The 22,495-nt window shown below is 59.0% G+C and carries 22 protein-coding genes; 13 read left to right on the top strand and 9 right to left on the bottom strand.

The genetic code is table 11. From position 1 onward, the window contains the following. Positions 1-13 precede the first annotated feature (13 nt). The 3 genes from GS632_RS12060 to GS632_RS12050 all read right to left on the bottom strand — a co-directional run bounded on the left by GS632_RS12060 (position 14) and on the right by GS632_RS12050 (position 2,314). Positions 14-1,000: a type I glyceraldehyde-3-phosphate dehydrogenase gene (locus GS632_RS12060; RefSeq protein WP_171238110.1), complete on the bottom strand. Its 987-nt coding sequence runs from the start codon at positions 998-1,000 to the stop codon at positions 14-16. 54 nt (positions 1,001-1,054) lie between these two features. Then, complete coding sequence (locus GS632_RS12055; RefSeq protein WP_171238111.1) at positions 1,055-1,369, bottom strand: hypothetical protein; 315 nt, start codon at positions 1,367-1,369, stop codon at positions 1,055-1,057. A gap of 117 nt (positions 1,370-1,486) precedes the next feature. Further along, on the bottom strand, positions 1,487-2,314 hold the full coding sequence (locus GS632_RS12050; protein ID WP_171178027.1) for a bifunctional allantoicase/(S)-ureidoglycine aminohydrolase: 828 nt from the start codon (positions 2,312-2,314) through the stop codon (positions 1,487-1,489). A 174-nt stretch (positions 2,315-2,488) separates the two neighbouring features. Between GS632_RS12050 and GS632_RS12045 the strand changes: the two genes are divergently transcribed. Beyond that, positions 2,489-2,845, top strand: coding sequence for a hypothetical protein (locus tag GS632_RS12045; protein ID WP_171178025.1), 357 nt, complete (start codon positions 2,489-2,491; stop codon positions 2,843-2,845). 15 nt (positions 2,846-2,860) lie between these two features. Here the strand turns inward: GS632_RS12045 and GS632_RS12040 are convergent, their stop codons facing one another. Beyond that, a complete protein-coding gene (locus tag GS632_RS12040) occupies positions 2,861-3,796 on the bottom strand; it encodes a glyoxylate/hydroxypyruvate reductase A (RefSeq protein ID WP_171238112.1) in 936 nt (311 codons plus the stop codon). 131 nt (positions 3,797-3,927) lie between these two features. Between GS632_RS12040 and GS632_RS12035 the strand changes: the two genes are divergently transcribed. From GS632_RS12035 to GS632_RS12020, 4 genes are read left to right on the top strand one after another with little or no spacing between them, the layout of a single operon-like run. Further along, a complete protein-coding gene (locus tag GS632_RS12035) occupies positions 3,928-5,157 on the top strand; it encodes an acyl-CoA dehydrogenase family protein (RefSeq protein ID WP_253284464.1) in 1,230 nt (409 codons plus the stop codon). Between the two features lie 8 nt (positions 5,158-5,165). Further along, positions 5,166-5,972 (top strand): thioesterase family protein, encoded by an 807-nt coding sequence (locus tag GS632_RS12030; RefSeq protein ID WP_171178021.1) that lies wholly within the window; start codon positions 5,166-5,168, stop codon positions 5,970-5,972. 24 nt (positions 5,973-5,996) lie between these two features. Beyond that, positions 5,997-6,692 carry a DUF1007 family protein gene (locus GS632_RS12025; RefSeq protein WP_371810018.1) on the top strand — a complete coding sequence of 232 codons (696 nt, stop codon included), beginning with the start codon at positions 5,997-5,999 and terminating at the stop codon, positions 6,690-6,692. Beyond that, the gene (locus GS632_RS12020) at positions 6,677-7,639 is read left to right on the top strand and encodes a nickel/cobalt transporter (protein ID WP_171238114.1); all 963 of its coding nucleotides are present in this window, start codon (positions 6,677-6,679) and stop codon (positions 7,637-7,639) included. The genes GS632_RS12025 and GS632_RS12020 overlap by 16 nt, the downstream gene beginning before the upstream one ends. On the opposite strand, the gene truA is transcribed toward GS632_RS12020, so the two are convergent. Next, a complete protein-coding gene (gene truA / locus GS632_RS12015; RefSeq protein WP_171238115.1) occupies positions 7,636-8,403 on the bottom strand; it encodes a tRNA pseudouridine(38-40) synthase TruA in 768 nt (255 codons plus the stop codon). The two genes, GS632_RS12020 and truA, sit on opposite strands and share 4 nt — an antisense overlap. A 107-nt stretch (positions 8,404-8,510) precedes the next feature. On the opposite strand from truA, the gene GS632_RS12010 reads away from it, so the two are divergent. The 8 genes from GS632_RS12010 (at position 8,511) to GS632_RS11975 (ending at position 19,146) form a co-directional block, all read left to right on the top strand. After that, on the top strand, positions 8,511-9,926 hold the full coding sequence (locus GS632_RS12010) for a YcjX family protein (RefSeq protein WP_171721838.1): 1,416 nt from the start codon (positions 8,511-8,513) through the stop codon (positions 9,924-9,926). After that, the gene (locus GS632_RS12005; protein WP_171238117.1) at positions 9,923-10,378 is read left to right on the top strand and encodes a GNAT family N-acetyltransferase; all 456 of its coding nucleotides are present in this window, start codon (positions 9,923-9,925) and stop codon (positions 10,376-10,378) included. Before GS632_RS12010 ends, GS632_RS12005 begins: the two co-directional genes overlap by 4 nt. Then, entirely contained in the window at positions 10,371-11,360 is a 990-nt protein-coding gene (locus GS632_RS12000; RefSeq protein ID WP_171721839.1) for a YcjF family protein, read from the top strand. Before GS632_RS12005 ends, GS632_RS12000 begins: the two co-directional genes overlap by 8 nt. Before the next feature lie 60 nt (positions 11,361-11,420). Then, positions 11,421-12,131 carry a VIT1/CCC1 transporter family protein gene (locus tag GS632_RS11995; RefSeq protein ID WP_171178008.1) on the top strand — a complete coding sequence of 237 codons (711 nt, stop codon included), beginning with the start codon at positions 11,421-11,423 and terminating at the stop codon, positions 12,129-12,131. A 155-nt stretch (positions 12,132-12,286) separates the two neighbouring features. Continuing rightward, entirely contained in the window at positions 12,287-14,992 is a 2,706-nt protein-coding gene (locus GS632_RS11990) for a DUF2339 domain-containing protein (RefSeq protein ID WP_171721840.1), read from the top strand. A gap of 163 nt (positions 14,993-15,155) precedes the next feature. Beyond that, entirely contained in the window at positions 15,156-18,068 is a 2,913-nt protein-coding gene (gene ileS, locus GS632_RS11985; protein ID WP_171721841.1) for an isoleucine--tRNA ligase, read from the top strand. A gap of 78 nt (positions 18,069-18,146) precedes the next feature. Next, positions 18,147-18,602 carry a methylated-DNA--[protein]-cysteine S-methyltransferase gene (locus tag GS632_RS11980; RefSeq protein ID WP_171238120.1) on the top strand — a complete coding sequence of 152 codons (456 nt, stop codon included), beginning with the start codon at positions 18,147-18,149 and terminating at the stop codon, positions 18,600-18,602. A 76-nt stretch (positions 18,603-18,678) separates the two neighbouring features. Next, on the top strand, positions 18,679-19,146 hold the full coding sequence (locus tag GS632_RS11975) for a hypothetical protein (protein WP_171094234.1): 468 nt from the start codon (positions 18,679-18,681) through the stop codon (positions 19,144-19,146). Positions 19,147-19,168: 22 nt separating this feature from the next. Here the strand turns inward: GS632_RS11975 and GS632_RS11970 are convergent, their stop codons facing one another. The 4 genes from GS632_RS11970 to fsa form a co-directional block, all read right to left on the bottom strand. After that, positions 19,169-19,864 (bottom strand): phosphatidylcholine/phosphatidylserine synthase, encoded by a 696-nt coding sequence (locus GS632_RS11970; RefSeq protein ID WP_171177998.1) that lies wholly within the window; start codon positions 19,862-19,864, stop codon positions 19,169-19,171. Positions 19,865-19,933: 69 nt separating this feature from the next. Beyond that, positions 19,934-20,854: a tyrosine recombinase XerC gene (locus GS632_RS11965; RefSeq protein ID WP_171238122.1), complete on the bottom strand. Its 921-nt coding sequence runs from the start codon at positions 20,852-20,854 to the stop codon at positions 19,934-19,936. Continuing rightward, positions 20,851-21,558 (bottom strand): DUF484 family protein, encoded by a 708-nt coding sequence (locus GS632_RS11960; RefSeq protein WP_171238123.1) that lies wholly within the window; start codon positions 21,556-21,558, stop codon positions 20,851-20,853. The genes GS632_RS11965 and GS632_RS11960 overlap by 4 nt, the downstream gene beginning before the upstream one ends. A 197-nt stretch (positions 21,559-21,755) precedes the next feature. After that, positions 21,756-22,409, bottom strand: a complete 654-nt coding sequence (gene fsa / locus GS632_RS11955) for a fructose-6-phosphate aldolase (RefSeq protein ID WP_152457215.1) — start codon at positions 22,407-22,409, stop codon at positions 21,756-21,758. Positions 22,410-22,495: the final 86 nt, after the last annotated feature.

The raw sequence follows: 22,495 nt of genomic DNA, 5'->3' as shown, positions 1-22,495 counted from the left end.
GGGCGCGGTCCGGCTATTGGGCAGCCATAAGGCGGGCCACGTCCAGCATGCGCGCCGAGAAACCCCATTCATTGTCGTACCAGCCAAAGACCCTCACCTGGTTTTCTCCGACCATTCGGGTTTCAGTGCCGGCGATGACTAGAGATTCCGAGCGTGCGCGAAGGTCGGACGAGACCAGCGGCATGTCTGTCCAGCCAAGGACCGGGGATGCAGCAACGGCCTCTTTCAGCGCCTCTTCAAAGGCATCCGCGCTCAGGCCCCGTTCCAGTGTCACTATTAGGTCCACGGCAGACACACTTGCTGTAGGAACGCGGACAGCCGCCCCAGAGATGCGCCCGGCCAGATGCGGCAGAACGACGTCTATCAAGTGCATGGCGCTCGATGTGGTGGGCACCATCGATAGGGCACCTGCACGTGAGCGGGCGAGGTCGCCGCGTGGGGCGTCTACCATGGGCTGACTATTGGTGTAGCAGTGGATTGTCGTCATGTGCCCTGCCGCAACACCGCCGATATCGTCGATGACCTTGACCAGCGGCACCAACCCATTGGTGGTGCAGGACGCGTTTGAAACGATCCGGGCGCTTCCCAATTGCTCCTCGTTGGCTCCGAGAACAATGGTGACATCGGCAGCAGGCGAAGGACCCGAGATCAGGACTTTGCCAGCCCCTGCGGTCAGACCACGGCGCGCAACGTCAGAGCTGCGGGCAATGCCTGTACAATCCAGCATCACGTCCACGCCCGACAGATCAACGCGAGTCAGATCGGCACTGTGCGTCATTGGGATCGTCCGCCCATCCACAATCAGCGCGGCATCCCCTTGGGACACATCACCGGGATAAGGGCCGAATGTGCTGTCGTACTTGAACAGGTAAGCGCATGTTTCCAGCGGAGCTATGTCATTGATCAGCACCAGCTCGATATCTGACCCTTGCGGCAAGGCCAGAACCTGCCGCAGGATCGTGCGGCCGATACGGCCGAATCCGTTAATCGCGAGTTTCATGCGCAAGCTATGGCAGGGTGGTCAGGCGACCTCAATGCCCTAACCGACGTTCTGTCAGTTGCAGCTGACCTGCGAAAAGAACTGGCCCGATATGTTCTGATACATGCTGGCCACGATCGGTTTGCACCCGGTTGCCTGCTGAATTGCGGCGATGGCCTGAAGCGTGCGCAAACGTGGCGGGGGGCCAAACGGGTTGAGGTTGTTGTTGTCACGCGTGGCGCGGTACACAACCGGCGCGTCAGAGACCTGTGTCACCGCCCAGGTGCGGCTCATGACGAACACGGACTTGGTCTCTTCCTTGGCGGAAAGGGGCGAGGTGAAAAGGGTCGCAGATGCGGCGATGGCCAGCAGGGCAGGGCGCAGTTTCATGGAACAATCTCCAATGCTTAAAATCAGAATTTGCTTGGATTTCAGCAAATTCCGGCGCGCGTGTGAAGCCCCGAAGCCACAAATTCACGGCACACCTTTGCGAGCCACCTGTTTACCTTAGGGCAAAGACAACGGCATGTGCCGATTGACGTCCTTATACAGCAGATACCGGAATCGCCCCGGACCACCTGCATAACAGGCTTGCGGGCAGAAGGCGCGCAACCACATGTAATCGCCCGCTTCAACCTCGACCCAGTCCTGATTGAGGCGATAGACGGCTTTGCCTTCCAGCACATAGAGCCCGTGCTCCATCACATGGGTCTCGGCAAACGGGATGACCCCGCCGGGTTCGAAATTGACGATGTTCACATGCATGTCATGGCGCAGGTCCTGAGGGTCGGCAAACCGCGTGGTCGACCAGCGGCCCTGTGTTCCCGGCATTTCGACCGGTGTCACGTCTCGCTCGTTGGTTATGATCGGATCGGGCAAAGGCAGCCCGGGCACCGACTGATAGGCTTTGCGGACCCAATGGAACCGGGCGACTGCGTCACCCGTGTTGTGCAATGCCCAGTCGCTTCCCGGTGGAATATAGGCATACCCCCCTGTTTCCAATACATGTTTTTCGGCATTCAGGGTTAAGGTGACAGCCCCCTCGACCACAAAGAGAACGGCCTGGGCCTGTGCTTCGGTTTCAGGCTGGTCGCTGCCACCGCCGGGTTGTACCTCCATGATGTATTGCGAGAACGTTTCGGCGAAACCACTGAGCGGACGCGACAGAACCCACAGGCGCGTGCCTTCCCAGAAAGGCAGGGAGCTGGTGACGATGTCGCGCATCGTGCCTTTGGGAATGACCGCATAAGCGTCCGTGAACATGGCGCGGTCGGTCAACAGTTGGTCCTGACCGGGATGGCCCCCGGTTGGGGCAAAATAGGTTGGGTTGGTCATCATGAGCCTCTGGGTCGTTTGTACGGCACTATGGGCGCAAAGACCGGGCGCAGATAGGTCCACCGGCGCGATAGGTTTGTTCGGGATAATTTGAAGGTCGACGTCAGGGGCTTGGCCCTGCAGCGGCAGCGGTATATCCTTGGACACAAATGATTTCAGTTCTGTGAGGCCGCTATGAAAGCCCAGTTTTTGCCCGCAATCGTCGCTTGTGGTGTTCTTTTGATGACCAGTTTGGCAGACGCCAAGCCCCTATCGCGAATCATTGCAGAGATGGGCTTGTCGCCTGCGGATTTCGAAGTGGTCAACGTAACCGCGAACACATTGCTGACCAGTGGTACGCCATCCGTGGGTCAGGAACGGGCCTGGAAAAATGACGACACCGGATCAAAAGGCACGATCCGGGTGCAAAATGTGCAGGGGAACTGCGTCAGCCTTCAACACATAATTCAGCCGGAAGGTGGGGATCAGAGCCGCGAGATCAGAACCCGCCGGTGCAATGACGGCAATGGCAACTGGATTCTCACGCCCTGATCTGCGGTACGGGCCTCAATAGCCCTGAGCTCGATCCACCTCATGCAGCAAGGGCGCGCCAGAGTTGAGCCGTTGAAAGTTCTCGGCGACGTCTGAAAGCGCGTCGCCCAGATGCCACCCCGAGACATGCGGTGTGATCGTCACGCCGGGATGGGCCCATAACGGGCTGCCCTGCGGCAGAGGTTCCACTGATGAAACGTCCAGCACGGCATGAGCCGGTGTGCCTTTGTCCAGCGCTTCGATCAGGGCGGCTTCGTCAATCAGATCCCCGCGCCCGGCGTTCAGCAACTGGCTACTGGGTTTCATCGACTCCAGCGTTTTTGCGTCGAACAAACCAACGGTTTGTGGTGTCGAAGGCAAAATAGCACACACATGATCGCATTGACCCAAAAGCTCGGGCAGGGTGTCTTGTCCATGCAGACAGGTCACACCTTCTATGGATTTTGGTGTGCGGCTCCAACCCATGACCTGAAATCCGATGGCCCGCAGCATCAAAGCGGTGCGGGCACCGATATGGCCCAGACCCAGAACACCTACGACTGTGTCGGGTGTAAAGATCGGCTCTCGCGGCGACCATTCCGACCGGGCTTGGGCGGCCTCATGGAACGCCATATGCCGTTGGCGGCGCAGGATGTAAGCCACAAACCACTCGGCGATACCCTGTGCCGGTGCATCTGGCTTTAGACGCGCGATGCGGACATGGGCTGGAAGGTCGGGATGGCTTACAATGGTTTCCACGCCCGCCCCCAACTTCTGAACAAGCCTCAGGTTCGGCAAGCGTGTGGGATGGTCGCTTTGCATATTGACCAAGGCCAACATCGTGATGTCTTCGGGGTTTCCAAGCGTTTCAGGGGTGCGGATATCCGCATCGGGTGCAGCAGCCTGCAATTTGGCGGCAATTTCACTGTCGCCTATCCAATCGGACAACCCGGTTTCGATCAACAACGCCATGCGCAGCTCCTGCTTTGATTTTGAAGTGGTGACGTCCCGTCACTGCGGTGGACAGGCTTGGGGCAGTTAAGCCATCCTTGCCGCGAAAGTATAGCCCCGTCTCGATGTACCAGGAGGATGCGTCCGTGAACATGTCATTTACCCTGCGCGAGGAAAATCGCGTTCTTCTGCAACGTGTTGCCGATATGATTCGGGATGAGGTCATGCCGTTGGAAGAAGAGTATCACGCCGAAATCAACAAGGGCGACCGCTGGCAGTACACACAGCGCCAAGCCGAAATTCTTGAAGGGCTAAAGGCCAAGGCCAAGGCGGCGGGGTTGTGGAATTTCTGGCTGACCGACAGTGACAAGGGATTTGGGCTGACCACCGTCGAATACGCCTATTTCGCCGAGGAGATGGGCAAGACCCCCCTGGGGGCCGAAGTGTTCAACTGCTCGGCCCCGGATACCGGAAATATGGAAGTTTTCGAACGCTACGGGTCTGAGAAGATGAAAGAGCAATGGCTGAAGCCTTTGCTCGAAGGTGAGATCCGGTCTGCCTATTTAATGACCGAACCTGATGTGGCCTCGTCTGACGCGACCAATGTGTCGATGTCCTGTGTGCGGGACGGGGATGACTATGTCCTCAATGGTGAAAAATGGTGGTCTTCGGGCGCGGGCGATCCGCGATGTAAAGTCTATATCGTGATGGTCAAAACCGGCGGCGACGAACAGCCCAAACACAAGCGGCAATCGATGATCGTGGTGCCTGCAGACGCTCCAGGGATCGAGGTTTTGCGCCCCATGCAGGTTTACGGACACGATGATGCACCACACGGCCACATGCATATCCGTTTCACCAACGTACGCGTTCCGGCCGAAAACATTCTGCTGGGCGAAGGGCGCGGGTTCGAGATTGCGCAAGGTCGCCTTGGGCCGGGCCGCATCCACCACTGTATGCGCGCCATCGGACAGGCCGAAAGCGCGCTGGAGCAGATGTGCAAACGGTCGCTGCAACGCGAGGCGTTTGGCAAGAAACTGGCGCAGCTCGGGGCCAATTACGACATTATTGCCGAATGCCGGATGGAGATCGAGATGGCCCGGTTGCTGTGCCTGAAAGCCGCTTGGTACATGGATCAGGGCGACGCGCGGGCAGCCGCACCTTGGATCAGCCAGATCAAGGTCGTTGCACCAAAAGTTGCGCTGAAGGTGATCGACGAAGCGGTACAGATGTTCGGTGCGAAGGGCATCAGTCAGGACACACCGCTTGCGACGGCCTGGACCCATGTGCGGACCCTGCGATTGGCCGATGGGCCAGATGCGGTGCATCGCCGTCAGGTGGCGCGGGCCGAGTTGAAGAAATATACGCAAGAAAAGATCTGAGGGGGCCTATGGCAGCAGCGCTCGATTTCGCCGACAAGACCTATTTTCATCAACGAGAAGACGGGGCGTTTGTCGGCAACGATCCCGCACGTGGTCCATGGTCTGCCGATCACTGCCATGCAGGGCCAGTGAGTGGTTTGATCGTGCGGGCGGCGGAAACCGAAGTCGGTCCGGAAAAGATGCTGACCCGTCTGACTGTCGACCTGCTGCGCCCTCTGCCGTTGGCCGGTTTGCGGGTTGCAGCGGAAACCACGCGCCACACAAAGACACTGGCCACCACGCGGGTTACGGTACACGACCTGAACGACACGCTCTGTGCTACGGCCTCGACCATGCACCTGGTGCGTCGTGATCTTGGACCGGTTGCCAATGTGAAAACCACCGCGCCCCGGATCGAGGATACAGTCGACGGCCCGTTTCCAATTGGTGAGATTCGTCACGACCTGCCCGGTTTTGCCCATTACAGCGACATTCGGTATCCGACAGGCGGCAAGCAGGGGGCCGGGCCCAAAACGGTGTGGATGCGGACCCCGCTTCTTTTACAGGGTGAAGTGCAATCGCCCATTCAGGCCCTTTGTCCGCTGGCCGATTGCGGCAACGGCATTTCGTGGAACGCGCCGACGTCGGAAATGGGTTTCATGAACACGGACCTGACCGTAAATATTCACCGCGAGCCAATTTCCGATTGGTTGGCCACAAACTCGGTCTCGCATTGGCAGCCGTCGGGCATCGGGATGTCACAATCGGTGCTTTATGACACGCAAGGTCCCGTTGGCACGGCGTTGCAGACGCTGGTGCTGTTTCCGCCGGGATGACACTCGGCCGGTTTTTGCAGTTTGATGGCAAAAGCCGTTGCCGCGGTGGACAGCCGGACCTATCTTGCGTTCATGCGATGGTTGTTCACAGTTATATCCTGCTGCCTGCCGATCCCGGCCATGGCCCACCCACATGTCTTTATCGACACCGGGCTTGAATTCATCGTGGATGAAAGTGGTCAACTGACCCATATCCGCGTGACATGGGCCTATGATGAGCTGTTTTCCCTGCTGCAACTGGAAGATATGCGGCTGGATCAGGATGGCGACGGTGTGTTGACCGAAAGCGAAGAAAAGTTTCTGGCCGGGTTCGATGCGCAATGGATCGAGGGATATAATGGCGATCTTGTTGTGACTTCCGGCGGAATGCCGGTCACGCTGTCCGGCCCGCTTTCGCCAAGTGCCACAACCGAGGATGGCCGCATCGTCACCACCCATCTGCGTGCGGTTGAAGGCGGTTCAGTTCCCGCCAGCGCCTTGTCCGCAAAAGCTTTTGATGAGACCTATTACACTGCCTACGAAGTGACACGCCCTGTCATCGTCACAGGCCCCGCCACCTGCCAGACGGAGCGTTTCGACCCCGATATCGATGGCCAGTTGGCGCAAATGCAAGCCTTCCTGCTGACGCTGGATGCAGATTACGATCTTGAGGAAAACGACATTCCCCTGGTCGGAGAAAACTTTGCCACCGAGATTCGCGTTTCATGTCCCGCTACCTGATTGTTCCGGTCGCGCTTGCGTGTGGGTTGCTTCTTTGGTTTTGGGGAAGCGGCGGGTTTGACTCCCTTGCGGCTTGGGCCGCGGGTGAGCAACGCGAATTTCAGAACCAGATCGCCCGCTCGCTGCGTGCCGCACGCGCCGAACAGCCTGAGGCCGTCGCCACGCTGCTGACTGTATGTTTCGCCTATGGCTTTTTTCATGCCATCGGCCCCGGTCACGGTAAGGTTCTGATCGGCGGGTACGGGCTGGGTCGACGCGTGGCTTTCTGGCGGCTGTCAGCGATAAGCGTGCTGTCCAGTCTAGGGCAAGCCGTGACAGCCATAGTTCTGGTCTATGCCGGGGTATTGGTGTTTCAGATGTCCCGCCAAAGCCTTGTGGGCGCGACCGAGCAGGTCATGGCCCCAATCAGTTATGGCGCGATTGCTTTGATCGGGCTGTGGCTGGTGTTCCGAGCTGTGCGTAGTTTTGCGCGGCGTCAAAAAAGCCAGGCAACGCATGATCACGACCATGCTCACGACCACCAACATAGTCATGACCATCACCACGACCACGATCATGCACATCACCATGATGACGGTGTCTGCACGGATTGTGGTCATCGGCATGGACCAACGGCAGAAGAGGTCGCAAATGTGGGCACTCTGCGCGAGGCCATGATCCTTATTGCAGGTATTGCCGCGCGGCCCTGTACAGGTGCTTTGTTCGTGCTGATCCTGACCTGGCAGATGGGCATTGCAATGGTAGGTGTCGCCGGGGCTTTTGCTATGGCGCTGGGCACGGCCACAGTAACCACGCTGGTCGGCTGGACTTCCTTCGGTTTGCGTGGAGGGCTACTGGCTTCAGCCTCGGCCACACGCTTTGCTTCGGTTCTGGCCCCGACCATCGAACTGGTCGCTGGTCTTGTCATTGCAGTGATTGCCGGCGGTTTGCTGATGCGCGCGATTTAGTCGAACACGGGCTCCGGGTAGCCAACACGCGCCAGATACAGCCCCTGCGGTGGGCAGACCGGTCCGCACGCTGCGCGGTTTTCAGCTTTCAATGCGTCGCGCACGTCCTCGGGTGTCCAAGCACCGGCGCCGACACGCTCCAGAGTACCCACGAAACTGCGTACCTGGTTGTGCAGGAAAGATCGGGCGCGCACGTGGAAATGGATCTCGGGGCCGGAAAAGCCCGGAACCTGCTCGACCCGCAATTCATCCAGAGTTTTTACGGGGCTCGCCGCTTGACAGATCGAAGACCGGAACGTGGTGAAATCATGCCGTCCCAGCAGCATGTTTGCCCCGTCCTGCATCGCATCGACATCCAAGTGATGGTTGATCCGCCAGACCTGCCCCCGGTCATGCGTTGCCGGGGCGCGGCGCATCAGGATGCGGAACAGATATTGCCGTTCAACCGCTGAAAAGCGTGCATGCCAATCCTCATCGACCCGAGCGGCCTTCACAATCGCCACAGGCTGCGGTTTGAGGTGATAGTTCAGTGCCTCGGACAGGCGGAACGGGTCCCATTCCTTGGCCATGTCGCAATGGGCAACCTGACCAAGCGCGTGAACCCCGGCATCGGTGCGCCCTGCGGCGGCGATTGTGTGCGCGCCCGGCTGAATACGCGACAGAGCCTCTTCAATGGCCCCCTGAACGGACGGCTGATCCTTTTGCCGCTGCCATCCGGCAAACGGTTCCCCTTGGTATTCAACTTTCAACGCGTATCTGGGCATGCGTCGCTGGTACAGCGCAGCGCGGGAACGGGCAAGAGGGCGAAAGCGCTGGTATGTGCCGCACCCTCTACCTATCTAGGGTAAAACGAAAATTGCGGGGCGACAGTTTGGTCATCTCATCACTGGCAGACAGTCTTGTGCGTGGCGTCGAAACCATCGGCGACAGCGTGTCCGAGACGTTTTTCGAGCCGGTCATCCGTCTGGGTGTCACCGGGCTGGCGCGATCGGGTAAGACGGTTTTCATCACCTCGCTCGTGGCCAACCTGCTGGATCGGGGCCGCATGACCGGCCTGACCGCGCAGCAAGAAGGGCGGATCAACGCCGCTTATCTGCAACCACAGCCGGACGATACGGTGCCCCGGTTCGATTATGAAACCCACCTGTCCGCTCTGACCGGCCCCACGCCGCATTGGCCGGACAGCACCCGCGCTGTGTCCGAATTGCGTTTGTCGTTCAAAGCGCGCCCCGCAGGGTTGCTTGCCGGGTTGCAGGGGCCACGAACAGTGCATCTGGACATCGTGGATTATCCCGGTGAATGGCTGCTGGATCTGGCCCTTTTGGACAAATCCTACGAAGATTGGTCGCAGGAAACACTGACGCGCATCGAGACACGTGCCGAGGCCGCCGAGTACCTCGCGCAGGTAAAGGCCACAGACCCGTCCGGCGCGCATGACGAGCCGACGGCGCAAGCTCTGGCGTCATCGTTTACGGCATATCTCAATCAGGCGCGTGACGCCGGTTTTTATGACTGCACCCCGGGGCGGTTTCTGTTGCCTGGGGATCTGGCGGGCTCACCGGTGCTTACCTTTGCGCCTTTGGCTCTGTCCGGTCCGTCACGCCGTAAAACTCTTCAGCGTGAGATGGAGCGGCGATTTGAAGCCTATAAGTCTCAGGTGGTAAAACCCTTTTTTCGTGATCATTTTTCGCGCATCGACCGGCAGGTGGTTCTGGTCGACGCGCTGGGCGCGATCCACAAAGGCCCGCAGGCGGTTGAGGATATGCGCCGCGCGATGGCCGATATCCTTTCGGCTTTTCGTCCGGGCAGGAACGCGTGGCTCAGCCGGTTGCTGTTGGGCAAGCGGGTCGAACGCATCCTGTTTGCGGCGACTAAAGCCGACCATTTGCACCACACACAACATCCCCGCATGACGGCAATCATCGAAGCGTTGACACGCGAGGCACGAGACCGTGCGAATTTCGCAGGGGCGCAAACGGCAGCTCTGTCGTTGGCTTCGCTGCGTGCTACGACCGAAGAAATGCGCAGGCACAACGGGGTGGAGTTGCCATGCGTGAGGGGCACCTTGTTGGACAGCGGGAAACAGGCTGCGTTCTATCCCGGCGAATTGCCTGAAGACCCAGCGCATCTTTTGGGTCCGGCGCGAAATGGGGCGGACAGTTGGTTGGATGAGGATTATGGGTTCATGGCATTTGCCCCTGCGCATCTGACCCTGAAACCAGGCGATGGACCGCCGCATATCCGTCTGGATCGCGCAGCTCAGTTTCTGATCGGAGACAGGTTGTGACCGTTATCTTGCGTCCTGCACGTACCACAGATGCCGGTGCCATCGGGACAATCCTGCACGGTTTCACTTTGGAAAATGACTGGATGCCAAATCTGCACAGTTGCGCTGAAACCATCGCCTTTTGTGGTAAAATGATCGATCAGGATTGGGTAACTGTTGCGGAAAGTGACGTGGGCGTGGTCGGATTTCTGGCGCTGAACGAAACGGAGATCAACTCACTCTACCTGCACATGCAGGCGCGCGGGCAAGGGATCGGGCGGCAACTGCTGGATCGCGCGAAATCCCGTCAAACCCGGCTTAGCTTGTATGCGTTTCAGGCCAACACAGGCGCGTGTAAATTTTATCAGCGCAACGGCTTTGCCGAAGCAGCGCGCAGCAATGGCGCGGATAATGACGAAAACCTGCCGGACATTAAATTTGTCTGGCGCAGCAAAGGTATGACCCATGGCTAAGGGCCCGGTTCTGATCGATCTTGAAGCGGATGAGCCTGCTGCTGATGTTGCGCAGGCCCCTCCGGTGCCAGACGTCGCGCAACCTCAGGGGCAGGCGATGCAGAGCGCTGCAAGGCTTGCCGCCCGAAAACCATCCGGCTTGGCGCGTTGGTTTTGGGGGCTGGCTTTGGCTGTTGTTGGCGCGGCAATCTCTGTTGCAGCTTGGGATTTTGCGACTTCACTGGTGGCGCGGACGCCAGTTCTGGGGTGGGTCGTAGTTGGCTTGCTGGCGGCATTGGTGCTGGTTGGATTGATCATTGCGATCCGCGAATTGGCAGCTTTGGGGCGATTGTCGCGGGTCGACGGAATGCGCCGCGCGGCGGATACGGCTTTGGCGGATGCCGATCTGGCACAGGCCCGTGTTGTTACCAATCGTCTGATCACCTTTTATAAAGGCCGGGAAGAGACCCGCTGGGGCCGCGACCGACTGGCAGAGCGTATGGGGGATCAATTTGATGCCTCGGCTTTGCTGAGCCTTGCCGAAGATGAACTGCTGGCTCCGCTGGACGAAGCCGCCAGCCGCGAGGTTGAGGCCGCAGCCCGGCAAGTTGCAACTGTGACCGCCTTAGTCCCATTGGCTTTGGCAGATGTTGTGACCGCACTGGCCGCGTCACTTCGGATGATCCGTCGGGTCGCGGAAATCTATGGCGGTCGGGCCGGTACTCTTGGCAGTTGGCGCCTGACCCGTGCCGTTTTTGTACATCTGGTCGCCACAGGGGCTGTGGCCGTCGGCGACGATCTTCTGGAGCCTGTTCTGGGCGGGTCCGTTCTCAGCAAACTGTCCCGCCGGTTTGGAGAGGGCCTGGTGAACGGGGCGCTGAGCGCGCGTGTGGGCGTCGCCGCGATGGAGGTTTGCCGCCCGCTGCCATTCTCTGAACGGCACAAACCGTCAACGCGCGGTATCATCAAACGCGCTCTGCAAGGCCTGTTTTCCAAGGGTTGATCCAAAGCAAAGCGTCAGTGCCCGCCCTTCGCCACACTAGGAGTGTCGGAGGAGCCAGCCATGACGGATCACGGTCACAGCCCACAGGAAATCGCCGAGCGGATCAATGCACCACCAGGTCGAGGTGTGTTGCGCGATGTTGTTTATGGCGGCATCGACGGATCCGTCACCACCTTTGCGATCGTCGCAGGCGTCGCGGGGGCAGGGCTTTCCCCGTTTGTTATCGTCGCGCTGGGTTTGGCGAATGTGCTGGCTGACGGGTTTTCCATGGCTGCGGGCAATTATTCGGGCACTAAGGCTGAACTTGACAACATTCGACGCATCCGCGCGGTCGAGGAACGCCACATAGCTTTGTACCCGGATGGCGAGCGGGAGGAAGTGCGCGAAATCCTTGCCCAAAAGGGGCTGTCGGGCGACGTTTTGAACGAAGCTACGGCAGAGATTACATCGAGTCATGAAAATTGGATCAACCTGATGATCGAGGGTGAATATGGATTGGGCAGTGTTGACCCGCACCCGATGAAGGCAGCTTTGGCCACGTTTTTTGCGTTTCTTGTGGCCGGGATGATCCCCTTGCTGCCTTTCCTTGCCTCGATTCCGAACGCATTTGTGATGTCTGCCTGGATGACCATGGGGGTCTTTTTCGCAATCGGCGCGCTCAAAAGCCGATGGTCGCTGGCCCCTTGGTGGCGATCGGGAATGGAGACGCTGTTGATCGGCGGGCTGGCCGCATTGATCGCCTACCTGGTCGGGTCTCTGTTCCATCCATAGTTGTCGCAGCAGGGGTGTTGCTGCCGCCGGGCGCTCTCCGGCAGCGTAGACTTGTCTGAAACGGGTGTATGGGTCAGCCAAGCCGCGGCTTTCCTGACTGTTATTGCTCGCCTTCTCAAGATAGCCTAGCCACAAGACAAAGATCGGAGACCGCGTTGGAATCGCTACTTGTTCTTGTTGGGCTGATTGTTCTGGCAATCCCGGTGACTCTGGTTGTGCTGGTGGTCGGGCAGACCCGATTGCGTCGTCGCGTAGCAGATTTGGAGGCGCAGATTTCAACCCTGTCTTCAGCTGATACGGTGGTTTCTGAGGGGCCGTTAGAAAAGGTGCCTGATCCACAGTCGGAAGCTGAACAGGAACCCCGCAGGCCCGCCCCATGGGCCGCGCCCAAAAGGCCAGCAGAAGAAACTTTGGTTGGAACGGCGGATGTGACTTCATCGGCCATCGTATTCACTCATGACCGGTTTACAGCGTTCGGCGATTGGCTGCGCGAGAACTGGTTTTATGCGGTCTCAGCCGTATCGCTGGCTTTGGCCGGGATATTTCTTGTGCAATACGGCGTCGAAAACGGATTGCTGCCTCCTGCTGCCAGGGTTCTGGCTGCACTTGGGTTCGGTTCGATTCTGATCACTGCGGGTGAAGCCTTGCGTCGGAAATTCGGCGATGATGAGGACGCGACCACCGCCTATTTACCATCGGTCTTTTCTGGGGCAGGGCTTGTTACCCTTTTCGGGGCCATTCTGGCGGCGCGTCAGCTGTACGACCTGATCGGTGCCGAGGCGGCGCTGGCGGGGATGGTCGCGGTCGCCGTGATCGGCCTTGTTCTGGGGTGGTTCCATGGCCCGCTGTTGGCCGCGGTTGGCCTGATCGGCGCATTTTTGGCCCCATTTCTGGTTGGCGGAGCGTCCGAGGATCCCTCGTGGCTTTATGCCTATTTCCTGCTGGTTGCCGTTTTGGGGCTTGGCATCGACACAGTCCAGCGCTGGGCTTGGGTGTCCGTTCTGACCGTGTTTGGAGCCTATTCGGCGAACCTTCTGCTGGTAGCAGGCGCGCCAAACACGGAACCGGGTTATCTGGTCGCCACATTGATACTGGCGCTTTTGGTGATCGCCATTCCTGCGCGGCGCGTCTGGCCGGATCATTCAGGGCCCATGGTCTCTCAGATGATCCGCTATCCAAAGGCGCGCCCATGGCCGGATTTTCCGACCCGATTGGCCGCCGGGGCCATTGCAGTAAGTTCGGCGATTTTGGCCTGGCATTGGGCCGACACGGAAACTGAGTTCTGGCTTGGTGTTACTTTACTGTCCGCACTTGTGCTGGCCCTGCTTCTTTGGGCTAAGGATGCACCTGCGCTTCAGGACCTGACCGTCCTGCCGGCCGTCGGGCTTGTGTTTAACGTCCTGATGCACGGGCTTGACCAAGGCGCAGCTTTTCTAGGCTTTGCAGCCACCTATGCGGAAACGGCTGAGGCCGACTATCCGATGGTCGTCACGGTGCTGGTCGCCTTGGGGGCTTTGATCTCAATCCTAATGGCGTGGCGGTCTGCGAAAGCAACCCAGTTTCGCGCCATCTGGGCCGGAGGGGCGGCTCTGTTTGCCCCGGTAATGGCTATCGGGCTGGAGGTCGGCTGGCATCCGGCTTCTGTGATCGGGGCCTACCCCTGGGCCTTGCACGCGGTTGCGGTGGCCGTCCTGATGGTGGTGATTGCGGAACGTTTTGCACGGGTTGACGGAGAGGATCGGATGCGTGCTGCGTTGGCCACTTTGTCTGCGCTGTCTTGTCTGGTCTTTGCCTGCGTCATCGTGCTCAGCGCGGCGGCACTGACGGTGGCGCTGGTGGCAAGCGTCGTGGCGGCGGCGGCTCTGGATCGCAGGTTCACTTTGCCCCCGATGAGCTGGTTTATCTGGGCCGGTGTCTTCACTGTCACCGTTCGACTGGTGCTTGATCCGGGGCTGGATTGGGCAAATTCGGCTCCGGTGCTCGAGATGACATTGGTTTACGGCTCGGCCACGGTGGGGTTTGTGGCGGGTTGGTGGGTGCAGCGCCCCTTGCAGCGCCCAGTGGTGTCATTGCTGCTGGAAAGCGCAGCGTGGGCGACAGGTGGCATTCTGCTGTCCCTGTTGCTGCTGCGCTGGCTTGAAGGGTTTGGCGAAGGCGGCGCCGACAACAGCCATTGGGCTCTGGGACTGCTGGCGGTCATCTGGCTGCTGCTGGCTTTTGCTCAGGTTCAGAGATTTGAGCTGGGCGGTAAGCTGAACTATGCGCGTTACGTGTTGGCGGTTTTTTTTGCCGCGCATGGTCTGTTCTATCTCATGCTTGCCGTGTCCGAGCAAAACCCGCTGTTGAATCCAAATGCTGATCCGGTGCTCGGTCTGCCGGTTTTCAACACGCTTGCCATTGCGTATCTGCTGCCCGCGCTGGTTATCGCCGGGTCCGCTTGGCGGATCAAAGACATGCCCAACCAGATCACGATGACAAGCTATGTGGCGGCAGGGGGGCTTGCGGCCATGTGGTTGGGTTTGACAATCCGCCACGTCTGGCAGGGCTCTGCGGGCATGTTTGAAGGAAACGGCGTCACACAGCCCGAGCTTTACACCTATACGCTGGTTCTGCTGCTGATCGGATCTGCGCTGTTCTATCAATCTTTAGCCCGCGGATCGGACCTGATGCGGAAGGCGGGCCTCGTTGTGATCGGGTTGGCTGTTGCCAAGGTCTTTCTGATCGACATCGCAGGGCTAGGCGGGTTGATCCGGGTCTTCTCGCTGCTTGCGCTTGGCCTTGCGCTGGCTGGTCTGGCATGGCTGAACCGCTGGGCCAAACTGCGCCATTCGCCGCATGAGGCAGAACCTCTGGACCATTAGGCGCGGGCGTCTTATAAGCCCGCCATGCATGACCGTTTGGCCATCATTATTCGAATTATATCCCCGGCGCTCTGACCCTCTGAGACGCCGGGCAAAGGTGTTTGAGAACTCGCACCGACCGCTTCGATCCTAGTACGACCAGATCATCCAAAGGACGCCCCCAATGTGCGCCGACACGATCCAGACACCTGATTACAAAGACACGCTGAAACTGCCCAAAACCGAATTCCCCATGCGCGCTGGCCTACCCAAGCGCGAACCCGCATGGCTGGAACGGTGGGAGACCATCGGCGTCTATGACCGCCTGCGCGAGAAACAAGGCCGCACGCCCTTTACCCTGCATGACGGGCCCCCCTATGCGAACGGCCACCTGCATATCGGCCACGCGCTGAACAAGACCATCAAGGACATGATCGTGCGCAGCCATCAGATGATGGGTTTCGACGCGCGTTACGTGCCCGGCTGGGACTGCCACGGCCTGCCGATCGAATGGAAGATCGAAGAACAATACCGCAAGAAGGGCAAGAACAAGGACGAGGTGAACATCGTCGACTTCCGGCAGGAATGCCGCAAGTTTGCCGAGGGCTGGATCGATATCCAGCGCGAAGAGTTCAAGCGCCTGGGCATCACCGGTAACTGGCCTGATCCCTACATCACCATGGACTATCACGCCGAGGCTGTGATCGCGGATGAGTTCATGAAGTTCCTGATGAACGGTACGCTTTATCAGGGCTCGAAGCCCGTAATGTGGTCGCCGATCGAAAAAACCGCTCTGGCCGAGGCCGAGGTCGAGTATCATGACAAGGAAAGCTTCACCATCTGGGTGAAGTTCAAGGTTGTGAATGCAGGTGATCTGGATGACGCGTTTGTCGTAATCTGGACAACGACCCCATGGACCATGCCGTCGAACAAGGCAGTCGTGTACGGCAAAGACATCTCTTACGGCCTGTACGAAGTCACCGGCGCGCCAGAGGAATGCTGGGCTGCAGTAGGCGACAAGTTCCTGCTGGCCGACAACCTGGCTGCTGACGTTCTGGGTCGCGCGCGTCTGAACGACGACCAATGGACCCGTGTCCGTGACGTGACAGCAGATGAGCTGGAAGGCGTTCAACTGACCCATCCGCTGGCCGGGGCCGAAGGCGGCAATGGCGAATGGGACGACATCCGCGATTTTCGCGCTGCTGAGTTTGTGACCGATACCGAAGGGACCGGCTTTGTTCACTGCGCGCCGTCGCACGGAATGGAGGAGTTCGAGCTGTATCGTGACTTGGGGATGCTGGAACAGGTTATCACTTATAACGTGATGGACGATGGCAGCTTCCGCGCTGATTTGCCCTTCTTTGGCGGCAAATACATCCTGTCGCGTAAGGGCGGCGAGGGCGACGCGAACAAAGCCGTCATCGACAAGCTGGCCGAAGTTGGCGGGCTGCTGGCGCGTGGCAAGATCAAGCACAGCTATCCTCATTCATGGCGCTCGAAAGCTCCCATCATCTACCGTAACACACCGCAGTGGTTTGCCTCGGTTGACCGTAAGCTGGACGATGGCATGGGCGAGATGGGTGATACCATCCGTGAACGGGCCCTGCGGTCCATCGACGAGCTGGTGAAATGGACGCCGCAAACCGGCCGTAACCGCCTCTATTCGATGATCGAAGCGCGCCCGGACTGGGTTCTGTCCCGTCAGCGCGCCTGGGGCGTGCCGCTGACCTGCTTTACCAAGAAAGGTGCTCTGCCCACCGACGTGGATTATCTGCTGCGCAACGCGGACCTGAACGCGCGCATCAAGGCTGCGTTCGAGAAAGACGGCGCAGATGTCTGGTACACCGACGGCTTCAAAGAAAAGATCCTCGACGGCATCGCCAACCCGGACGACTACGATCAGGTTTTCGACGTGCTGGACGTGTGGTTCGACTCGGGCTCGACCCACGCATTTGTTCTGCGCGATCGTGAGGATGGCACCGAGGACGGTATCGCCGATGTCTACATGGAAGGCACTGACCAGCACCGCGGTTGGTTCCATTCGTCCATGCTGCAGGCTTGCGGCACCAAGGGTCGCGCGCCGTACCGCAACGTGGTGACCCACGGCTTCACGCTGGATGCCAAGGGCAACAAGATGTCCAAATCGCTGGGCAACACGATTGTGCCCGAAGAGGTCGTCAAGCAATACGGTGCCGATATCCTGCGTTTGTGGGTGGCGCAGACCGACTATACCGCCGACCAGCGGATCGGGCCTGAGATCCTGAAAGGCACCGCCGACAGCTATCGCCGTCTGCGCAACACCATGCGGTTCATGCTGGGCTCATTGGCCGACTTCACCGAAGCGGATCGGGTCGAGCCCGAGGAGATGCCGCGTCTGGAGCGCTGGGTCCTCAGCCGTCTGGCCGAACTGGATGAGCAGGTGCGTAAGGGCTACGCGTCCTTCGACTTCCAGGGTGTATTCAGCGCCGTGTTCACGTTTGCCACAGTTGATCTGTCGTCTTTCTACTTCGACGTCCGCAAAGATGCGCTGTATTGCGACGGTGACAGCCTGCGTCGCCGCGCCGCGCGTACCGTGTTGGGCATTCTGTTCCATCGCCTGACCACATGGCTGGCTCCGGTTCTGGTGTTCACCATGGAAGAGGTGTGGCTGGAACGCTTCCCGGGCGATGACAGCTCGGTCCATCTGGTGGATTTCCCGGAAACACCTGCCGACTGGCGTCACGCCGAGTTGGAAGAGGCCGTGGCCAAAGTGCGACGCGTTCGCCGCGCGGTGACCGCTGCGCTGGAAGTTCAGCGCCAGGACAAGGTCATCGGATCCAGCCTCGAAGCCGCGCCGATCGTTCATGTCGAGGATCAGGAGACCCGTGATCTGCTGGCAACCTTTGACGTGGATGATCTGTGCATCACTTCCGGATTGGCGGTCTCGGGTGATCCTGCCCCGGCCGAGGCGTTCCGCGTGCCCGAAATCGAAGGTGTCGCGGTGGTCTTTGAAAAAGCCGAAGGTGAGAAATGTCAGCGGTGCTGGAAAATCCTGCCCGACGTGGGCCGCCACACGCATCCGGGTGTATGCAGCCGCTGTAACGACGCGCTTGGTTAACACTTACCCCCAGCCCATCGGCTGGGGGTTTTTCTTTCCCTGCTTGCAACAGCTTTGGTGATCTGAAACGCTGCGCCTATGCCGATGATTGCCGTGGAAACCCAATTTGGATGTCTGGGTGTCGAAGAAACAGACGGAGCCCTCACGCGCCTGGTCTGGGATGGCCGGGATGTGGGAGAACCGACGGATTTGTTGCGTGAAGCCGCCGCGCAATTGAAAGCGTATGACGCCGGGGAATTGGACCGGTTTGACCTTCCTTACCGCGTTGCAGGGTCTGACTTCCAGCGACAGGTCTGCGATCTGATGTATGCGATTCCTCTGGGCGAAACGCGTACTTACGGAGATATCGCCAAAGAGCTTGGGCAGCCTGCGCAACCTGTAGGGCAGGCTTGCGGTGCAAACCCCATTCCGGTGATCATTCCCTGCCACAGGGTGCTCTCAGCAAATGGTCTTGGTGGCTTTTCCGGCGCCGGCGGGGTCGAGACCAAAGTGGCCCTGTTGCGCCATGAGCGCGCAGCCGGGCTTTTGATCTGATCCGTGAAATTCGGTTGCAATCCGTCAACGGCGGGCACACCATATACGTGTTGTTGAATTTGAAGGACCGCATTGCATGACCACGGATCAAGATCGCGCCGCCCGAAAGAAGGCCATAATTGACAGGTTGATGTCACTTGAAGCGCAAGAACTTGCAACGGCGCAGGCGCATTACGATGCGTTTTTGAAGGACGCTCAACTGGATGATCGGGAAGGTCACGACAAGGATGACCTCGCCGCTTCACGCGAAAACGCTGACTTGGCGGCTGCGTTTGACGCTCCTGTGCATGCACACCACGCCAAGATTGACGTGATTGAAAACACCGACTTCGGTCTGACCGACACGGTTCAGCCCGGCGCAGTGATCAAGTTCAACAATCGCAGATTTGTTGTATGCGTTTCGACCACCCGGTTCGAGGTGGATGGAAAGACCTATATGGGCATTTCAACACAAAGCCCGATTTATCTGGCCATGGTGGGCCTGCAAGAGGGTGATGTCTTTACCCATAACGGCACCGAGTTCGAGGTGCAGGACGTCATGTAGCTCGACTATCGGCAGCGCTGCGTCAGGCGTGGCGCTGCGGTATGATTTGTTGCGCGATGCCTGCAAAGGTCAGATACAGGCTGGTGATCACCAGCCCCCAATGCGCCCAGCTTTCGGGATGAAAATCGACCCAGGCCGCCCAACCGGCAAAGAACGTCCAGGCCAGAGCCATGGGCAGGGTCAGGCCGCGCCAACGCTCGGTGCGCACGGGATGGACAAACTTGAGGGGCAGGAACATCGCAAGCGACAGCAGTGTCACCAACAGCAGAATAATCCAGAAATTCGGTTCGAGCGCGAAGATCACGATAACGAACATGTTCCAGCATCCGGGGAAACCTGAAAAGGAGTTGTCCTTGGTCTTCATCCGGGTGTCCGCGAAATACATCGCGCTGGCAAAGGTTATGACGATGATCGCAAACCACCCGGTCCAGCCGTCCATCAGCCCGGACTTGAACAGGGCAAAGGCCGGGATGAACACATAGGTCAGGTAGTCAATGATCAGATCCAGCAGCACGCCGTCAAATTCGGGCGCGTTCTTTTTGACATGATAATGACGCGCCAGAGGGCCGTCGATCCCGTCCACAATGAATGAGACAACCAGCCAAAGATACATAAGGCTCCATTTCTCTTCGACGGCAGCCAGCATGGCGAGCATGGCAAAAACGGCGCCAGTTGCAGTGAAGAGATGGACGGAAAGAGCTTTGAATCTGAGTGTCATGCACGCGTCATGACTGATGCACGCCTGAGATGCAAACCAAAAGCCACGCGGTTTTGATGCATGTGTGTGTCAGGCTTTGGGGTGCGCGCGGTTGTAGACTTCCATCAATCGCGCTGTGTCCACGGCAGTATAGGCTTGTGTGGTTGAAAGCGACGCGTGTCCCAAAAGTTCTTGAATGGCGCGCAAGTCGCCTCCCGCCGAAAGAAGGTGCGTGGCAAAGCTGTGTCGCATGGCGTGGGGTGTTGCGGTTGCAGGCAGGCCCAGTTGCATTCGGGCTTTCGCCATGACGCTCTGTATCGCACGTGGGTTCAACGCCCCGCCGCGGACGCCGCGAAACAAGGGTGCGTCAGGGGCCTGCGGGTGAGGGCACAGCTGCACGTACCGGTCGACGGCTTCCTGAGCAGCGGGCAAAACGGGAACGACCCTCTCTTTGTCGCCCTTTCCGATGATACGCAAGCTTGCAGGTAAAGGTGCGTCAGCACCGGTCAATGACAGCGCCTCGGATATGCGCAGCCCGCACCCGTAAAGCAACGTCATCACTGCCACGTCCCGCGCGGCGACCCAATCTGAAGTGGATTGCACCTCGACCGTGTCGATCATGGCGCGGGCAGCGTCTTCGGCAAGGGGGCGGGGCAGTTTCTTGGTGAACTTTGGTGCGCGTGTGGACAAAACAGCAGTGGGTTCAAAGCCTTCACGTTCGGCCAGCCAGCGGTAAAAGCTTTTGACGGCCGAGAGTTTGCGAGCGAGTGATCGTGCACCAACATCACCGCTGCGTTGATCTGCCATCCAGGCGCGCATGTCCGATACGGTGATCCGTTCCAGTGCTTTCAATCCTTGCCGTTCGGCATGGTGCAGCGTCATGAACGACAGGAACTCGGTCACATCGCCACGATAGGCGGTTTGCGTATTCTCGGACCGTCCCGCCAGCGCACCCAAGCCGTCCAGCCAATGCTGCAGCGCATCGCGGCAGGCGGGTGAAATCAGGCTCACGACAGCCAGTGGCGCATCGAGCGTTCGAACACGCCGGCGAAAAAGCTTAAAAGGTCGGTGCCGAGCTGTGGTGTGAAATGCCGAGGGTCACGCGCACCCATGACAATCATTCCCGGCAGGCGGCCAGGACCGAGGTTAAGCTTCAGGCAGGCTTCGGAGCGCAATTGATCTGCAAGCGCGCCAAAAATGCGGCGGTTGGGTTGATGGACCTCGCGCAGAGTGACGTCGCGGGCGGGACCGCCGCGATCAATGGTCAGGTACTGGTCGATGAAGCCGGGTTCGGCAATTGTCAGAACGCCGCCCAGCTTGTCGACGGCTGGATCGTCCTGAACCACTGTTGTTTCCAGAACCAAAGTGATGTGATCAACACGCAAAATATCTGCCACGTCCGCACCAAGCGCGCGTAGGAAATCTTCGAATTCAACGGGCTCCAACAGGCGCAGAATCGCACGATGCACTTGATTGGTGCCTGCCAGGTTCTCATAAGCCGCCGCAATGACAGACCGGTGGGTGTCTTCCAGCCGGTCCAGCCGCGCTTCGAGACGTTGCATGGCGATGCCGCGCAGATCGATCACATTGTCGCCGCGTGCGCGTTCATTGGCGCTGACCAGCGCCTGCATCAGGTCCTTGTCATCCAGCACGACGTCAGGCTCAGCCAGAATCGCCGCGCGGAGGTTATCCTCGAGTTTGGGGTTGCTGCTCATGTCCCGTCCGGTCTTTTTTTGTTGAGCGGCTTATAACATACCAGACCGGTTTTGCCTTGGGAAAAATGCACGCAAAGGTGGATTTCCTTGAGTGCTGTGGCGATGAGGCTCTCGCCCCTCATGCTTGATCACAAATCAGGCATAGGGCCGTTGGGTCGGGCGCGGTGCCTGAAAGCACCGCGCAGTTATTCTAAAGATCAGAGGATTTTTTGACCGGTCTTGGCCCAATCGGCCAGGAAGGTTTCCAGGCCTTTGTCGGTCAGAGGATGATCGGCCAGCTTCTTGATCACGGCTGGTGGAGCAGTGATGACATCGGCACCAATGCGGGCGCTGTCGGTCACATGGTTCACGGTGCGGATCGAGGCGGCAAGGATCTCAGTCTCGAACCCGTAATTGTCATAGACCTGACGGATGTCGGCAATCAGATCCATGCCGTCGAGGTTGATGTCGTCGAGACGACCAATGAAAGGCGAGATGAAAGTCGCACCTGCTTTGGCAGCAAGAATGGCCTGATTGGTCGAGAAACAGAGCGTCACGTTGACCATCTGACCTTCGTCGCTGAGCGTTTTGCAGGTTTTCAGGCCAGCCCATGTCAGCGGCACTTTCACTGCGATGTTCGGAGCGATTTTGGCCAGCTTGCGGCCTTCGGCGATCATGTCATCGGCTTCGGTGGCGACAACTTCGGCCGAAACCGGCCCGTCGACCAAATCACAGATCTCTTTGGTTACTTCCAGAATGTCGCGACCCGACTTTAGGATCAGCGAAGGGTTGGTGGTCACACCGTCCACCATGCCCAGATCGTTCAGTTCGGCGATGGCGTCGATCTCGGCGGTGTCTACGAAGAATTTCATGAGGGCAGTCCTTTGATGGGTTGGCCTTGGTCGCGGATGGCTTTACCTCAAAGTGAGCCATGCTGGAACCCCCTGCTAAGGATATG

This window comes from Ruegeria sp. HKCCD7296 (assembly GCF_013110775.1).
Taxonomy (GTDB): domain Bacteria; phylum Pseudomonadota; class Alphaproteobacteria; order Rhodobacterales; family Rhodobacteraceae; genus Ruegeria.
Note: the sequence above shows the minus strand (reverse complement) of the source record. Positions and strands in the feature narration are given on the sequence as shown.

What these genes read in the sequence shown, in the direction of transcription:
- truA (WP_171238115.1), bottom strand. Translation starts at nt 8,403, where the DNA reads ATGCCCAGATACGCGTTGAAAGTTGAATACCAAGGGGAACCGTTTGCC.
- GS632_RS12050 (WP_171178027.1), bottom strand. Translation starts at nt 2,314, where the DNA reads ATGACCAACCCAACCTATTTTGCCCCAACCGGGGGCCATCCCGGTCAG.
- GS632_RS12030 (WP_171178021.1), top strand. Translation starts at nt 5,166, where the DNA reads ATGGCAGCAGCGCTCGATTTCGCCGACAAGACCTATTTTCATCAACGA.
- GS632_RS12040 (WP_171238112.1), bottom strand. Translation starts at nt 3,796, where the DNA reads ATGGCGTTGTTGATCGAAACCGGGTTGTCCGATTGGATAGGCGACAGT.
- GS632_RS12035 (WP_253284464.1), top strand. Translation starts at nt 3,928, where the DNA reads ATGTCATTTACCCTGCGCGAGGAAAATCGCGTTCTTCTGCAACGTGTT.
- fsa (WP_152457215.1), bottom strand. Translation starts at nt 22,409, where the DNA reads ATGAAATTCTTCGTAGACACCGCCGAGATCGACGCCATCGCCGAACTG.
- GS632_RS11970 (WP_171177998.1), bottom strand. Translation starts at nt 19,864, where the DNA reads ATGACACTCAGATTCAAAGCTCTTTCCGTCCATCTCTTCACTGCAACT.
- GS632_RS11975 (WP_171094234.1), top strand. Translation starts at nt 18,679, where the DNA reads ATGACCACGGATCAAGATCGCGCCGCCCGAAAGAAGGCCATAATTGAC.
- GS632_RS12020 (WP_171238114.1), top strand. Translation starts at nt 6,677, where the DNA reads ATGTCCCGCTACCTGATTGTTCCGGTCGCGCTTGCGTGTGGGTTGCTT.
- GS632_RS12045 (WP_171178025.1), top strand. Translation starts at nt 2,489, where the DNA reads ATGAAAGCCCAGTTTTTGCCCGCAATCGTCGCTTGTGGTGTTCTTTTG.
- ileS (WP_171721841.1), top strand. Translation starts at nt 15,156, where the DNA reads ATGTGCGCCGACACGATCCAGACACCTGATTACAAAGACACGCTGAAA.
- GS632_RS11980 (WP_171238120.1), top strand. Translation starts at nt 18,147, where the DNA reads ATGCCGATGATTGCCGTGGAAACCCAATTTGGATGTCTGGGTGTCGAA.
- GS632_RS12025 (WP_371810018.1), top strand. Translation starts at nt 5,997, where the DNA reads ATGGCAAAAGCCGTTGCCGCGGTGGACAGCCGGACCTATCTTGCGTTC.
- GS632_RS11995 (WP_171178008.1), top strand. Translation starts at nt 11,421, where the DNA reads ATGACGGATCACGGTCACAGCCCACAGGAAATCGCCGAGCGGATCAAT.
- GS632_RS12000 (WP_171721839.1), top strand. Translation starts at nt 10,371, where the DNA reads ATGGCTAAGGGCCCGGTTCTGATCGATCTTGAAGCGGATGAGCCTGCT.
- GS632_RS11960 (WP_171238123.1), bottom strand. Translation starts at nt 21,558, where the DNA reads ATGAGCAGCAACCCCAAACTCGAGGATAACCTCCGCGCGGCGATTCTG.
- GS632_RS12055 (WP_171238111.1), bottom strand. Translation starts at nt 1,369, where the DNA reads ATGAAACTGCGCCCTGCCCTGCTGGCCATCGCCGCATCTGCGACCCTT.
- GS632_RS12060 (WP_171238110.1), bottom strand. Translation starts at nt 1,000, where the DNA reads ATGAAACTCGCGATTAACGGATTCGGCCGTATCGGCCGCACGATCCTG.